Raw genomic sequence first — 14,899 nt, 5'->3', positions numbered from 1 at the left:
AACCAGCGGCCGCCCAATCAGTCCCCGGTGCAATCAGCCCCAGTGCGGGGGCTTCTGCTCCCTCAGCCAGGCGTCGTGGTCGTTGTCGGCGTCCGAGTCGCCCCAACTGCGGGGATCGTCTTCGGCCGCTTTCTTGGGAACGACGCCGGCCTGCTGCTGCTTCGCGGGTTTTGCCGGTTTTGCCTTGGCAGGTTTGCCGCCGACGCTTTTCTCCGCCGCGCTGGCAAGTTTCTCTTCTGTGGGCGGAGCCTGCTCGTCATTCGGCTCCGTCGTGTTGCCGGATGTCATCGCAGGCCCTCCTTCCGCTCCGCGGCCCTTTCGGCAGAGTCGGCCTCGGCTGTGACGGAGCCGGCTGTCTCCCGCCCGCCTGCAGCGCGGTTGGCTGATTCAATGTCAGCCACGCCACCATCAGTCGCGCCACTATCGGCAGGGTCGGCGTGAGCCGCGTCATGGCCACCGGCGGCCGCGGCCTCATCCCGCGGCTCCATTTCCCGTTCCGGTTCCCCTGGTTCGCGGTCCTCCGGCGCTCTGTCCCGGTCCGGTTCGTCCGCGAAACGGTCGTCCTGGGTTTGGCCGTACTGGTCACCGCGTCCGGACTGGGCCTCCTGCTCGAAGTCGTCCACAGCCAGCGTGCTGACGTCATCATCCAGGAAGAACCCCGGCGTCCCAAGCGAACGCAGCGAAGGGGCAGGCTTCTCCAGTCCAAGATAGCCACCGATCCTGTCGGCGCAGGCCGAGGGATCGGTAAAGACCTCGATGGTCCACAGCGGCATGTACCGCCAGCCAAGCCGCTCCAGCAGCTGCGGGCGCAGCCGGCTGCGTTCCCGGACAGTCATCTGCCGGTACTGCTCGGTGCCGTCCGATTCGATGGCTACCGGCCGCGGAATGTCGGCGTCGTCCTGGCCCATGGTGCTCAGCGGATCGGCGGCGGCCACCACATCGATGGCGCCGTCGTACTGATGCCACACACGGGCGCCGCGGGCACGCAGCCGGTCGCCGAGGTCGGCCACCAGCGGATCTGCCCCCAGCGCCTGTTCACTGGCCGCCGCCCTGGACGCGGGGGTCCCCAGATTGGTGTTGCCAGAGATCTCACGGTCCAGAAGTTCATAGAGGTCGACCGCGCCGTGGGCCAGCCGCGTCCGGTCAAGGTCCTCCGGCTTGAAGCAGGTCAGGACGTGCAGCGACTGCCGTGCCCGGGTCATGGCCAGGGCGAACTTGGCCCGGCCGCCCTCAGCGGACAGCGGACCGAAGCTGTGCAGGGCCCGGCCGTGCGGCGTCCGCCCGTAGCCCGGGGAGAAGATCACCCGGTCCCGGACCAGCCCCTGGGCCCGTTCCAGGTCAACAACCCTGAAGGATTCTTCGCCTGCCGTGAAGAACCCGGAGAGCGATGGATGGTTGGGCAGCTGCAGCCGGATGGACTCACCGATGCGTGCCGCGTGCCTGAGGCTGGCGGTCACCACTGCCAGCGACGTCCGGGGCCGGAGCCGGGCGTGTTCGAACACGAGGTCCACCACGCGGTTGACCTCGGCCACCACCGATTCGACGCCCTCGTGGTCTGCGCTGGGCAGGCCCGTGCCGTCGGGCAGGTACTCCACCGTCAGGGCACGGTCCAGCCCCGTGGCCGACTGGCCCTCGGGCAGGCGGCGGAGGCCGCCGTCGTAGAAGTTCTTGCTCAGCTGCAGCACCAGGTCCTCGTCCACCGCGCGGTAGACGGAGCGCAACGGGGCCGTCGGCAGGACCGCAGAAAGTGCGGTGAAGGCGCTTTCGACGCTCTGGTGCGACTGCTCACCGGCGGCGAGCCGCTCCACCGCAACCGTGAAGGTGCGGGGGCTGGCGATCCTGTCGTCGCCAAAGGCGATCACCTGCCTGGCGCGGGCAACGGCCGGGAGGACGGCCTGCAGCGACGTCGCCTCGGCGTCGAGGATCACCACGGCGTCAAACTTCTGTTCTGCAGGAAGGAGCCCGGTCATGAGGTAGGGACTGACCGACCAGACCGGCGCCAGCATGGGAACCAGCCCGGGCGCCTGCGCGGTCAGCGCAGCAAGCGTGACCCGCCCGTCCTTGAGCAGGCTCCGGAGCAGGTCCGCCTGGCGGGCATGTTCCTCGATGCCCGCCCGCCAGCGCCCGGCCAGCTTCCAGCGCAGCCGGCCGGCGCCGCTGGCGATGTGGGCGTTGTCCGCGAGGCGATACTCGGCCTCAAGCTGCCGCAGCGCGTCGCCGTCGGACATGGCCAGATAGTCATCACCGCTGATCATCGCCTCGAGCGCCGACTGCCACCAGGCCAGGTCCAGTTCGGCGGCGACGGACCCGGCGCCCACCTCGCGCTCCGAGAGGTCTGCGAGCAGCTCCCCCAGCCCGTGCTCGCGCATGTTCTCGATGAGCAGGGTACGCTCGGGCAGGGTCTGCAGCGTCTGGGTGTCCGCCACCAGCCGTTCCAGGCGCTCCATGAGCTCCGGGTACGGAATGCCTTCGAGCGACCCGCCGGCCGCCGTGTGCCGCAGTGCCTCGCCCAGCATCTTCATCTCGCGGGTCAGGCCGCGGTGCATGATGCTGATCTCCGCGAGGCCGGAAGGCACGGCCGGGTGCCGCTGCGTGGTGGCGTAGCCGGCCCACTGGGCGCGCTGTTCCTGCACCAGCACCAGCGAACTGTGAAGGTCGGCGATGTGCACACCCGGACGGACGTACTCCTTGGCCACCCGGCGCAGGCGCGATCGCTGCATGGAAGCCATCTCGATGCCGCGTTCCCGGCGCCAGGACGAAGACGCCGTCGCAGAGATCAGGTCAGTCACGGGCCGGTCAAAAATATCCGGCGTGAACTTGTCCAGGCTTTCGCGGACGGCCACCAGGAGCTTGAGCTGGGAGCCCCATTCGGCGAAGGTGCTGCCCAGGCGGATTTCAGCGTGGCTGGCCACGTCCTTCATCCGTTCCTGCAGCAGCGGCAGCTTCTTGGCCACCGAACGCGCCAGCTCCTGGGCTTCCTCGGTTTCCTTGCGCGTCACCAGCCGGGCACCATGCCAGGGGCTGGTGGTCGACGCCCTGCTGAACGCACCGAGCTCGGCGGCCCGCTTCAGCCGGCCGGCCAGCTCCTCGCGGTCCCGGATATTGTCCAGGACGCTGCGCTTCAGGCGGACGGTGGTGGCCGGTGCGGGCTGGATGGAGGTCAGTTCGGCGAGCGACTGCATCGCCTGGTACGGCGAGCAGCCCCACCGCTGCCGCACGTTGTGCAGAGACGCCACGTGGTCCAGGAGGGCATGGCGGTGCTCGGTGAGGGTCTTGTGCAGGTTGCCAAGCTGCGGCTCCTGGGCCTTCTCGTTGCGAACGATGGCGCGCACCAGCTGGCCCTTGAGCTGCTGGGGTGTGGCGTTTCCGGACAGCTGGAAAAGGATGGACTCCAGGCCCAGGCTTTCGAGGCGTCCGGCCACCTCGTTGAGGCTGGCACGCCGGTCCCCCACCACCAGGACGGTCTTGCCTTCGTCCACCAGCGCACCGATCGTGTTGATGGCCGTCTGCGTCTGGCCGGTGCCGGGCGGGCTGCTCACCACCAGCGAGTCCCCTGCGCGCACGGCGTCGATCACATACTGCTGGTCGGTGTCGGCGTCGAGCAGGAGCAGTTCCTCGGCGGGGTCCCGCTCATCCACGCCGGGAAAACGCCCTGGCTGAAGCGCCGGAACGTCGACGACCTCGCCGGACGCGGCCTTGGCCAGGGAGGACACCAGCGTGTTCTGCCCGTTGATCCACGGATCATCGAGGTTTCCGGACAGGTCCGCGAAGGTCGAGACGAGCAGGTTGTGCTCCACGTCGGCGCCGTGGATGGGCTTGACCAGGGTGCTGATCCGGTCCAGCACGGGCAGGGGGTCGAACCGCGCGGTGCTGTACGCCATCCTGGTTACGGCGTTGACGTCGAACACGATCCCGTGGATGGTCTTCAGGTGACGGATCAGTGCCGGATTGATCTGCGCTTGCTCCGTGAGCTGCAGTTCGTAGTCGTCTTCCCCGGGACGGATGGTCAGCGACATGGCAGTCAGCATCACCGGCGCCGAAACACGCTGCGGCTTGCCCCCGACGGCGGAGGTCCACACCACGGTGCCGGCCGAGAAGTACCCCGCCTCGATGCCGCGGTCATTGGCCAATTCAAAGATCTTGGAGCGCAGGTTCCGGCAGGCCCGGGCGGCCACCACGTACTGCTGCTGGTCACGGATCAGCGTGGAGAGCCGCGTGCGGCGTCCCGCCATGAGCTGCGCCAGGCCGGATGGATGCGCGTGGGTGAGGTCGATGGAACCCTCGGGCGTCTTGGTGAAGCGCAGCATGGTGTCTGCCCCTGTGACGGGTTTGAGCCCGGACAGCCACTTCCTGAGCTCCTCCGAACCCTCGGAGTCGACCTGACCTACTGACACTACTGCCTTCTTTTCTGCGCTTGCACGTGACGCCTTGGACCATACGGGCATAGTTTCGAGCGTAGCCGGAAACCGCCGCGGGTTGAGAGACCGCAACACTGGGCGGCCTAAGTTGCGGCGCATTTCGCAGCCGGAAGCCCCCTGCGGCAGCCGGAACGCAAAATGGCCGGCCTCCCTTGCGGAGGCCGGCCATTCTTACAACGCTATTCCCACTCGATGGTTCCCGGCGGCTTGCTGGTGACGTCGAGCACCACGCGGTTGACGCCGTCGACCTCGTTGGTGATCCGGTTGGAGATCCGGGCCAGCAGGTCGTAGGGAAGCCGCGACCAGTCGGCCGTCATTGCATCCTCGGAGGAGACGGGGCGCAGCACGATCGGGTGGCCGTAGGTGCGGCCGTCGCCCTGGACGCCCACGCTGCGGACGTCCGCGAGGAGCACCACGGGCATCTGCCAGACGTCATTGTCGAGTCCGGCAGCGGTCAGTTCCGCACGTGCGATAGCGTCGGCCTTGCGCAGCAGGTCCAGGCGCTCCTTCGTGACTTCGCCGACGATGCGGATTCCGAGGCCGGGGCCGGGGAACGGCTGGCGGCCGACGATCTCCTGGGGCAGGCCGAGCTGGGCGCCCACGGCACGCACCTCGTCCTTGAACAGTGCACGCAGCGGCTCGACAAGCTCGAACTGCAGGTCCTCCGGCAGGCCGCCCACGTTGTGGTGGCTCTTGATGTTTGCCGCGCCCTCGCCGCCGCCGGATTCGACGACGTCCGGGTACAGGGTGCCCTGCACGAGGAACTTGATCTTTTCGCCGTGCGCTGCGGCGTCGGCGATGATGGCGCGCTCGGCCTCTTCGAAGGCCCGGATGAATTCGCGGCCAATGATCTTGCGCTTGGTCTCGGGGTCGCTGACACCCGCCAGCGCCGACTGGAAGCGCTCCTGCTCGTTGGCCACGTAGAGGTTCACGCCGGTGGCGGCAACGAAGTCGCGCTCCACCTGCTCGGCCTCGCCTTCGCGCAGCAGCCCGTGGTCAACGAAGACACAGGTCAGCTGGTCGCCCACGGCACGCTGGACGAGGGCTGCAGCCACGGCGGAATCCACGCCGCCGGAAAGGCCGCAGATGACCCGGGCATCGCCGATCTGCTGGCGGATGCGCTCCACCTGCTCCTCGAGGATGTTGCCGGTGGTCCAGTTCTGTTCCAGCCTGGCGCCCTTGAACAGGAAGTTCTCCAGCACCTGCTGGCCGTAGGCCGAGTGCTTCACCTCGGGGTGCCACTGCACGCCGTACAGGCACTTCTCCTCGTTGGCGAACGCGGCAACCTCAGCGCCCGCCGTGGTGGCCAGCACCTCGAAGCCCTCGGGGGCCTCGTGGACGGAGTCGCCGTGGCTCATCCAGGTGTTCTGGTGCTGCGGCATTCCTTCGAGGACGGAACGGCCTTCGCCGAGAATGGTGGTCTGGGTGGAGCCGTACTCCCGCAGGCCGGTCTTGTCCACCTTGCCGCCGAGGGCATTGGCCATGGCCTGGAAGCCGTAGCAGATGCCGAAGACGGGGACGCCGGCCTCGAAGAGGTCGGCACCAACGCTCGGGGCGCCGTCGGCGTAAACGCTGGCGGGGCCGCCGGAGAGGATGATGGCGGCGGGGTTCTTGGCCAGGAGCTGCTCAGTGCTGTAGGTATGCGGAACCACTTCCGAATACACATTTGCTTCCCGGACGCGGCGGGCAATCAGCTGCGCGTACTGGGCACCGTAGTCAACTACCAGCACCGGCTTCTGGGAAGTCTGGGATGGAGTGGGAGTAGTCACCGTACTAGCCTACTTTGCGTCCTTGCCCCGACGCACCTTGAGCGGGCCCGCTGTGACGTACGGAACGCCGATCAGTAGCGGCTGGCCGCCTGCGGGTTGGCGGCAAGTTCGGCCTCCACCTCGGCGTGGAACTTCTTCTCCACGATAAAGGACAGGAACGGGACCACGCCGCCCAGTGCCAGCAGGATCATTTTGGCGAACGGCCAGCGCATCAGCGTCCACAGACGGAAGTTGGACATCAGGTACACCACGTACATCCAGCCGTGGACAATGAGCACGGTGACCGACACGTTGAATCCGCCGAGAACGCCCTTCGGTTCCGCCTCGGCGAAGCCGAAGCCGAACGGCTGGCCGGTCAGGGCGTCCGTTCCGCCCGCAAAGAGGTACTGGCCGAAACCGTAGCGGGCCACGAGCTCCGCGCACAGCAGGAGCAGCATGGCACCCGTGAGGTATGCCATGACCTTGTAGAACTTCAGGGCGGAGCGGATCTGCGCCTCCGTGCCGCCAAAGCGTCGCTTCTTCGCCGCCCCGGCAGGGTTGGAGGGCTGGATGGCCGGCTTGGGTTCGATCATGGCTGTACCTTTTGTTGGATCTCGTTGGTTTGGGTGGGTTCTGGTCCGTCGTGGTCCTCGGCGTCCTCGAGGCTTCTGCGGTAGTCGTCCTTGACCAGCCGCCACCAGATGAACAGGGCGAAGCCGGCGAAAACGATCCACTCCACGGAGTAGAACAGGTTCAGCCAGTTGACCTTCGCGGCCGGTGGCTGTGCGGCGATATTGAGCGGCTCCAGGCCGCTGCCGGCGGCAGCACCGACGTCGGCCGTTCCCGATTTCTCCGCCGTGGCGGAAACGAAGGCAGGGTAGCTGCTGACGTTCCAGGCGTTGATCAGTTCGGCGACGGAAACGGCGGTCGCCCGGCCGGGCTCAGGGGCGGTGTTGGGCACCGGCGCCTCGGACGGCAGCAGCCGTCCGGTCAGCTGGATGATGCCCGACGGCGGGGCGCCGGCGTCCGCCGGGGCGGCGATCCAGCCGCGGGCCACCGGTATGTAGGTTTTCGGCGAGGCTGCCGCGCCTTTGAGCACGGGGGCGTCCGCCACCGCGAAACCCGTGACCACCCAGTATCCGGTTTTGCCGTCTTTGAGGCGGCCCGGCACGAGGACCTGCTTGGCCGGATCATAGCTGCCGGATGCGGACACCATCTGGTCGGCCGCCGAGCCCCGGAAGAAGTCACCGGGCCGCAGGGTTTCCGTCAGTGCCTTGACCTGCTCCGTTGTGGGGTTGACCGGCACTTCCGGCTGCGTGGAACGGCCGAACTGCCACTGGCTCAGGAGCACAAAGACACCCGAAACGGCGATCGCAAAGACCAGGCCTGCGATCCACCGGGGCTGGAGGGCTGTTTTCCACACCCCTTAACGTTACTTCGTCCCCGTGTAGAACAACGAAACGCCTGCCCAGAGCGGGGCAGCCGGGTCCCTGCGTGGCGACGAAGTCGACACGAAAGGGCCTGCCCCCAGAGTGGGGCAGCCGGGTCCCTGCGTGGCGACGAAGTCGACACGAAAGGGCCTGCCCCAATCTCTAGTGGTCGAAGAAGACCAGGCTTGAGTTGATGAGCTCGGCGATGACCTCGGCGTCGTAGGCCCGGCGCAGGGATTCCCGGAACGATTCCTTGGACAGGGAACGGGCCAGGGTGGCCAGGACCTCAAGGTGGTCGGAGAAAGAACTCGCCGGCGTCGCGATGAGCAGGACCACCGTGGCCGGGCCGTCAGAGGCGCCGAAGTCGAGGGCCTTGCCGTACTTGGTGATCCCGACGGCGATGGAGGTTTCGGAGACGAACTCGCTGCGGGCGTGCGGCAGGCCCACTCCCCCGGGCAGGCCGGTGGCCAGCTGGTGCTCCCGGGCGTTGACGTGCTTCAGGAAGCCCTCGAGGTCGGAGACTCGGCCCGCGTCGAACAGTTTGCGCGCCAGCTGGCTGGCAGCATCCACCTTGTCCTCGGCATCCATTTCCAGGATCACCAGGTCCGGTGTGGTGAGTTCCGCGTCGTAACGGTCCAGTGGTTCCGCCAAGTGGTGTCCCTTCAGTGGGGCCGGGGCCTGTCGGGCGGGTTGCGGTCTCAACGCAGCGGGACGATGTCCTCCGCGCCCAGCCGGGCAGCATCCGCCGACTCGTCGTCGGGCTGCTGCTGGCTCAGCCGTTCGGCCTCTACCCGCGCCAGGTAATGCTTGATTTCGCTTTCCCGCTGCGCGTCGCTCCAGCCAAGAATTTCTCCCATAAGCTTAGCGACTACCGGGACGGCAGACACACCGCGGTCCCATGCCTCGATGGAGATCCGGGTGCGGCGGGTCAGGACGTCGTGCACGTGCCGGGCACCCTCATGGGTCGCCGCGTAGACCGCCTCGGCCTGCAGGTAGTCGTCCGCACCGGGCAGCGGATCGGCCAGTTCGGGCCGGTCCTGGATGAGGGCCAGCACCTCAGACGCCATGGAGCCGTAGCGGTTCAGCAGGTGCTCCACCCGTGCCACGTGCACCCCGAATTCCTCCGCCGTCCGGTTGCGGCGGTTCCAGGCGGCCTTGAATCCGCTGGCGCCCAGCAGCGGGATGGTCTCGGTGCAGCTCGGGGCCACGCGTTCGTCCATGCTGCGGACGGCCTCGTCCACGGCGTCCTTGGCCATGACGCGGTACGTGGTCCATTTGCCCCCTGCCACCACTACCAGGCCGGGCACGGGGTGGGCCACCACATGCTCGCGGGAGAGCTTCGCCGTGGAGTCGCTTTCGCCGGCCAGCAACGGCCGCAGCCCGGCATAGACACCCTCCACGTCCTCCCGGGTGAGTGGCCTTTTCAGGACCTTGTTGACGTGCTCCAGAAGGTAATCGATGTCCTTGCTGGACGCCGCGGGGTGGGCCTTGTCCAGGTGCCAGTCGGTATCCGTGGTGCCGATGATCCAGTGCCGCCCCCACGGGATGACGAACAGCACGGACTTCTCGGTCCGCAGGATCAGGCCCACCGTCGACTGGAAGCGGTCCCGCGGCACCACCAGGTGGATGCCCTTGGAGGCGCGCACCTTCAGCTGGCCGCGCTCGGTGACCATGGCCTGGGTTTCGTCGGTCCAGACGCCGGTGGCGTTGATGACCTGTTTGGCCCGGATGTTGAAGCCGGACCCGTCCTCGCGGTTGACCACTTTGGCGCCCACCACGCGCTCCCCTTCGCGCAGGAAGTCGACGACGGCGGTCTGGTTGACGGCGTGCGCGCCGTAGTAGGCGGCGGTCCGCACCAGGTTGGCCACGTACTTGGCGTCGTCCACCTGGCCGTCGTAGTAGCGGATCGAACCGACGAAGGCGTCGTCCTTCAGGCTCGGGGCGGCGCGCAGGGTGCCCCGGCGCGACAGGTGCTTGTGGAACGGCACGCCCCGCTTGTGGCCGCCGGAGATGGACATGACGTCGTACAACGCGATGCCGGCCCCGATGTAGGGCCGCTCAACGAAGTGTTTGGTCAGCGGGTACAGGAACGGCACCGGCCGGGCCAGGTGCGGCGCCAGCTCCGAAAGCAGCAGCCCCCGTTCCTGGAGCGCCTCCTTCACGAGTGCGAAGTCGAGCATCTCCAGGTAACGGAGGCCGCCGTGGATGAGCTTGGAGGACCGCGAGGACGTTCCGGCGGCCCAGTCGCTGGCTTCCACGATGCCCACGTTCAGGCCTCGGGTCACGGCGTCGAGGGCGACGCCGGTGCCGACGATGCCGCCGCCGACGATGAGGATGTCCAGTTCCTTGCCCGGCTCCGCCGAGGCCTTCAGCGCGGCCAGCGCGGCCTCCCGCGCTTCGGGTCCCAGGGCACCCCGGGCAGCCGCCGGACGTTCACGGTAACCGGTCATGACAGGCCTCCATCCTCATCGAACGTTGTAGTTCACCAGAGTACTTCGTGCGTCTGCCGATGGGCAGGGTGCCGGTGAAGGCTGTGGATCAGTTCCCTTCGTAGGGGGAAACCACGACGTCGACCCGCTGGAACTCCTTGAGGTCCGAGTAGCCGGTGGTGGCCATGGAGCGGCGGAGCGCGCCGATCAGGTTGGAGGTCCCGTTGGTGTGGTGGCCCGGCCCGAAGAGCACCTCTTCCAGCGGTCCGACGGTTCCGATGTTGACCCTGTCGCCGCGGGGCAATTCCAGGTGGTGTGCCTCCTGGCCCCAGTGCCAGCCCTTTCCGGGGGCCTCCTCCGCCCGGGCGAGGGCTGTGCCGAGCATGACGGCGTCGGCGCCCATGGCGATGGCCTTGACGATGTCACCCGAGGTGCCCATGCCGCCGTCGGCGATCACGTGGACGTAGCGTCCGCCGGACTCGTCCATGTAGTCGCGGCGGGCGGCGGCGACGTCGGAAATGGCGGAGGCCATGGGCGAGTGGATGCCCAGTGCCCGGCGCGTGGTGGTGGTGGCACCGCCGCCGAACCCGACCAGGACGCCGGCCGCGCCGGTGCGCATCAGGTGCAGGGCCGGGGTGTAGCCCGCGGCGCCGCCCACGATGACGGGGACGTCGAGTTCGTAGATGAACTGCTTGAGGTTCAGCGGTTCGTGATCCTTTGAGACGTGCTCGGCGGAAACCGTGGTTCCGCGGATCACGAAGATGTCGACGCCGGCCGCCACCACAGTCTTGTAGTGCTCCTGGGTGCGCTGCGGGGTCAGGGACCCGGCCACGGTGATGCCTGCGGCGCGGATTTCGGCCAGGCGCGAGGTGATCAGTTCGGGCTGGATGGGTGCCTGGTACAGCTCCTGCATCCTGCGCGTGACGGCCGGGCTGTTGGTTTCGTCTGCCAGCGCGCCGATCTCGTCCAGCACGGGCTGCGGGTCCTCATACCGGGTCCAAAGGCCCTCGAGGTCCAGGACGCCGAGGCCGCCGAGCTTGCCGAGGGCAATGGCGGTCGCCGGGGACATGGCCGAGTCCATGGGTGCGGCGATGACGGGCATGTCGAACTTGTAGGCATCGATCTGCCACGAGACGGAGACGTCCTTGGGGTCACGGGTGCGACGGTTGGGGACGATCGCAATGTCATCCAGGGAGTAGGCACGACGCCCACGCTTGCCACGGCCAATCTCAATCTCGTAAGTCACTGCTCTAGGTTATCCCAGCCGGCCGCCTGCCTCAGGACCGGGACACCGGGACGCACGCCCACGACGACAGGGCACCGCGGTCAGATGCCGCCAGCCTCCTCGACGCTGAGCTGGGATTCGAACATGCGGAAATACCGGCCGCGAAGGGCCACCAGTTCCCGGTGCGTGCCCTGCTCCACGATCCGGCCGTCCTCCAGCATGTACACGATGTCCGCCTTCTCGATCGTGGCGAGCCGGTGGCTGATGGCGATGATGGTGCTGCTGCGCTCCGCGAACAGCCGGGTGAAGATCCGGTGCTCGGCCAGCGCGTCGATGGCGGAGGTGGGCTCATCCATGACCATGAACGATGCGTTCCGGTAGAAGTTCCGGGCCATGGCGAGGCGCTGCCACTGCCCGCCGCTCAGTCCGCTCCCCTTGCGGCCGCGTGGATCCTCCATCCAGTTGCTGACGTGGTTGTCCAGGCCGTTGGGCAGCCTGTTGATGAAGTCCAGGGCCTCGGCGTCGGCGGCGGCAGTGCGGATCCGTCCGTCGTCGCGCGGGGAATCGACGTCGCCGAACAGGATGTTTTCGGCTGCGGTAGCAAACTCGTACTTGAGGAACTCCTGGCTCAGCACCGCCAGGTGGCGGTGCCAGGAGGTGACGTCGACGGCGGCGAGGTCCACGCCGTCGAGCATCACCTGGCCGGAATCCGGCCGGTAGAGCCCGGCCAGGATCCGGATCAGGGTGGACTTGCCGGCGCCGTTCTCCCCCACGATGGCGATGTGCTGGCCCTCGCGGATGGTCAGGGAGATGCCCTTGATGACCTCGAGATCGCTGCCGGTGTACGTGAAGCGGATATCGCGAAGCTCAACGGTCTTTGGCGCCTCCAGAAGCGGCGGCGCATGGCTGGCATGCACGGGCAGCGCCATGAACAGCTCGTAGTCCTTGAGGTTGGCCAGGTCCTCGTCGATGGAGCTGAGCGAGGAGACCAGGTTGTTCGCCGTGGACAGCGCCCGGCTGACGATCTGCTGGACGTAGAGGAACTGCCCCACCGGCTGGGCGCGGGCGATGATCTGGCCGACCACCCAGATGAGCGAGACGACCTCTGCCGCGTACTGCAGGGCGTCGGCGGCCAGCTGCTTGGGGATGTACCGTTTCTGGAAATCCAGCCGGCGCTTCTCGTCGGCGTCCCGGAGCCGGGACCGGAAATCCATGAGGTATCCGACGATCCCGTACAGGCGCATCTCGGCGATGTGCTGCGGGCGGAGCAGGTTGGTCTCGATCATCCGCCGCTGGCGCCGCGAGTCCACCTGGGTGTTCCAGTGCGCGATCTGCTCGCGGGAGAGCTTGAACTGCAGGTAGACGCTGGGGACGATCGCGACCAGCACGATCACGGCGATCCACCAGCTCACCAGCAGCAGCGCGCCGATGGCCAGCAGCACCGACACCAGCTGCGTGAAGATGGCCGCGATCCGGTCCAGAACCCTGGCGTAGGAGTCGGAGAACCGCTTGGCGCGGTCGTAGAGGTCTACCGTCTCCTTGTCGTCGTACCGCCAGAAATCCAGCGCAAGGAACCGCTCGTACATCAGATCGCCCACGATGGCCCCGACCCGGAAGCTCATGACCTGCTGGATGTAGCGGTCCAGGCTGCCGAACGCTCCCCAGAAGAGGCCCAGCGCGGCGGTGATGATGACGTAAACGATGGCTTGCTGCCCGGCGCCGGCGTCCCCGCTGTAGGCGGCCGCCAGCGCCGTGGTGGTCAGGCCGGCGAAGTACGTGGTGACCAGCGGCAGCACCGCCGAGATCAGCGAGCCCGCCACCTTCATGAGCACGGCACCGGGCGATGCGCGGAAACTGACGCGGAGCACCTGGGCCACGGCACGGGCGTAGGGCTTCAGTGCCAGCCGCCGCTGGGATTCCCGTTTCGGGTTCAGTTCGGCGGGATGGCGTGGTTGGGACATGGCTCCAGCCTAGCCCCGCACCCTGGGCGCGCCTCCGCCGCAGACGACGACGGGGCACCGGGAGAAAGCCCGGCGCCCCGTCGGTGCGACCTGCTTTTAGCGGGAACCGTAGTTCGGCGCCTCGACGGTCATCTGGATGTCGTGCGGGTGCGATTCCTTCAGGCCGGCCGGGGTGATCCGGACAAACTTGCCGCGGGACTTCAGTTCGGGGATGGTTGGGGACCCGACGTAGAACATGGTCTGGCGGAGGCCGCCCACCAGCTGGTACGCCACCGAGGCCAGCGGTCCGCGGTAGGCCACGCGGCCTTCGATGCCCTCGGGGATGAGCTTGTCATCGCCGGAGACGTCGGCCTGGAAGTAGCGGTCCTTGGAGTAGGACGTGTTCTTGCCGCGGGACTGCATGGCGCCGAGGGAGCCCATGCCACGGTAGCTCTTGAACTGCTTGCCGTTGACGAAGATGAGCTCACCCGGTGATTCGTCACAGCCGGCCAGCAGGGAACCGAGCATCACGGTGTCGGCACCGGCAACCAGCGCCTTGCCGATGTCGCCGGAGTACTGGAGGCCGCCGTCGGCGATCAGCGGAACGCCGGCCGGAATGGCGGCCTTGGCCGATTCGTAGATGGCGGTGATCTGCGGAACGCCCACACCGGCCACCACGCGGGTGGTGCAGATGGAGCCCGGCCCCACGCCCACCTTGATGCCGTCGGCACCGGCGTCGATCAGCGCCTGGGCGCCTTCGCGGGTGGCGGCCTGGCCGCCGATGATGTCCACGTGCGCCGCGACAGGATCGGACTTGAGGCGGCGGATCATGTCCAGCACACCCTGCGAGTGGCCGTTGGCGGTGTCAACGAAGAGGGCGTCCACGCCGGCGTCCACCAGCTTCATGGCACGCTCCCAGCCGTCACCGAAGAAGCCGATGGCGGCACCGACACGCAGCCGGCCCTCGTCGTCCTTGGTGGCCAGCGGGTACTGCTCCGCCTTGGTGAAGTCCTTGGTGGTGATGAGGCCCTTCAGGCGCCCCTGCTCGTCCACCAGCGGGAGCTTCTCGATCTTGTTCGTGGCCAGCTTGTGCGAGGCTTCCTCGCGGCTGATGCCGACGTGGCCGGTGACCAGCGGCATCTTGGTCATGACGTCGCTGACCAGCCGGATCGGGAAGTCGGATTCCGGAACGAAGCGGGTGTCGCGGTTGGTGACGATGCCGAGGAGGCGGTTGCCGTCGTCGACCACGGGGAGGCCGGAGACGCGGTAGCGGGCGCAGAGCTCGTCGAGTTCCTGCAGCGTGGCCTCGGGACCGATCGTGAGCGGGTTGGTGATCATGCCCGACTCGCTGCGCTTGACGCGGTCCACCTGGTCGGCCTGGTCGTCGATCGCGAGGTTGCGGTGGACGACGCCGAGGCCGCCCTGGCGTGCCATGGCGATGGCCATCCGGGATTCGGTGACAGTGTCCATGGCCGCGGACAGCAACGGGGTCTGGACCGTGATGCGCTTGGAGATCCGGGAAGACGTGTCGGCCTCGGAGGGGATCACGTCGGTGTGGCCGGGAAGCAGCAGGACGTCGTCGTACGTCAGGCCGATGAAGCCGAAGGGGTCGTGCTCGGGCTGGGTCATGAGTGCGCCTCTTACCTTGTTTTGCAGGTTCACGGGTAGGGGTTGCAGCCGATGACCAGCCCGTCATTACGGGACTGGCC

10 protein-coding genes are annotated in these 14,899 nt (G+C 67.6%); all 10 read right to left on the bottom strand.

The features are described from left to right. Positions 1–33: 33 nt before the first annotated feature. The 10 genes from ACFRAH_RS18125 to guaB all read right to left on the bottom strand — a co-directional run bounded on the left by ACFRAH_RS18125 (position 34) and on the right by guaB (position 14,819). A complete protein-coding gene (locus ACFRAH_RS18125; RefSeq protein WP_377992292.1) occupies positions 34–288 on the bottom strand; it encodes a hypothetical protein in 255 nt (84 codons plus the stop codon). Beyond that, positions 285–4,445, bottom strand: coding sequence for an AAA family ATPase (locus ACFRAH_RS18120; RefSeq protein ID WP_377992291.1), 4,161 nt, complete (start codon positions 4,443–4,445; stop codon positions 285–287). The genes ACFRAH_RS18125 and ACFRAH_RS18120 overlap by 4 nt, the downstream gene beginning before the upstream one ends. 152 nt (positions 4,446–4,597) lie before the next feature. After that, a complete protein-coding gene (guaA, locus tag ACFRAH_RS18115) occupies positions 4,598–6,187 on the bottom strand; it encodes a glutamine-hydrolyzing GMP synthase (protein WP_377992290.1) in 1,590 nt (529 codons plus the stop codon). Positions 6,188–6,258: 71 nt separating this feature from the next. Continuing rightward, positions 6,259–6,759 (bottom strand): DUF3817 domain-containing protein, encoded by a 501-nt coding sequence (locus ACFRAH_RS18110; protein ID WP_377992289.1) that lies wholly within the window; start codon positions 6,757–6,759, stop codon positions 6,259–6,261. Beyond that, a complete protein-coding gene (locus ACFRAH_RS18105; RefSeq protein ID WP_377992288.1) occupies positions 6,756–7,589 on the bottom strand; it encodes an SURF1 family protein in 834 nt (277 codons plus the stop codon). Before ACFRAH_RS18105 ends, ACFRAH_RS18110 begins: the two co-directional genes overlap by 4 nt. Positions 7,590–7,758: 169 nt before the next feature. Next, on the bottom strand, positions 7,759–8,247 hold the full coding sequence (locus tag ACFRAH_RS18100; RefSeq protein WP_377992287.1) for a PTS sugar transporter subunit IIA: 489 nt from the start codon (positions 8,245–8,247) through the stop codon (positions 7,759–7,761). A gap of 47 nt (positions 8,248–8,294) precedes the next feature. Beyond that, entirely contained in the window at positions 8,295–10,046 is a 1,752-nt protein-coding gene (locus ACFRAH_RS18095; RefSeq protein ID WP_377992286.1) for a glycerol-3-phosphate dehydrogenase/oxidase, read from the bottom strand. Positions 10,047–10,134: 88 nt separating this feature from the next. Then, on the bottom strand, positions 10,135–11,271 hold the full coding sequence (locus ACFRAH_RS18090; RefSeq protein ID WP_377992285.1) for a GuaB3 family IMP dehydrogenase-related protein: 1,137 nt from the start codon (positions 11,269–11,271) through the stop codon (positions 10,135–10,137). A gap of 80 nt (positions 11,272–11,351) precedes the next feature. After that, on the bottom strand, positions 11,352–13,211 hold the full coding sequence (locus tag ACFRAH_RS18085) for an ABC transporter ATP-binding protein (RefSeq protein ID WP_377992284.1): 1,860 nt from the start codon (positions 13,209–13,211) through the stop codon (positions 11,352–11,354). Between the two features lie 96 nt (positions 13,212–13,307). Beyond that, positions 13,308–14,819 (bottom strand): IMP dehydrogenase, encoded by a 1,512-nt coding sequence (gene guaB, locus ACFRAH_RS18080; protein ID WP_377992283.1) that lies wholly within the window; start codon positions 14,817–14,819, stop codon positions 13,308–13,310. Positions 14,820–14,899: the final 80 nt, after the last annotated feature.

Origin of the sequence: Arthrobacter sp. NPDC056727 (assembly GCF_042790555.1) — a bacterium.
Lineage (GTDB): Bacteria > Actinomycetota > Actinomycetes > Actinomycetales > Micrococcaceae > Arthrobacter.
The sequence above is the reverse complement of the archived record's forward strand: the minus strand, read 5'-3'. Positions and strand labels throughout refer to the sequence as shown.

Coding starts and splice junctions, on each gene's coding strand:
- ACFRAH_RS18085 (WP_377992284.1), bottom strand. CDS start 13,211: ATGTCCCAACCACGCCATCCCGCCGAACTGAACCCGAAACGGGAATCC.
- ACFRAH_RS18120 (WP_377992291.1), bottom strand. CDS start 4,445: ATGCCCGTATGGTCCAAGGCGTCACGTGCAAGCGCAGAAAAGAAGGCA.
- guaB (WP_377992283.1), bottom strand. CDS start 14,819: ATGACCCAGCCCGAGCACGACCCCTTCGGCTTCATCGGCCTGACGTAC.
- ACFRAH_RS18125 (WP_377992292.1), bottom strand. CDS start 288: ATGACATCCGGCAACACGACGGAGCCGAATGACGAGCAGGCTCCGCCC.
- ACFRAH_RS18095 (WP_377992286.1), bottom strand. CDS start 10,046: ATGACCGGTTACCGTGAACGTCCGGCGGCTGCCCGGGGTGCCCTGGGA.
- ACFRAH_RS18110 (WP_377992289.1), bottom strand. CDS start 6,759: ATGATCGAACCCAAGCCGGCCATCCAGCCCTCCAACCCTGCCGGGGCG.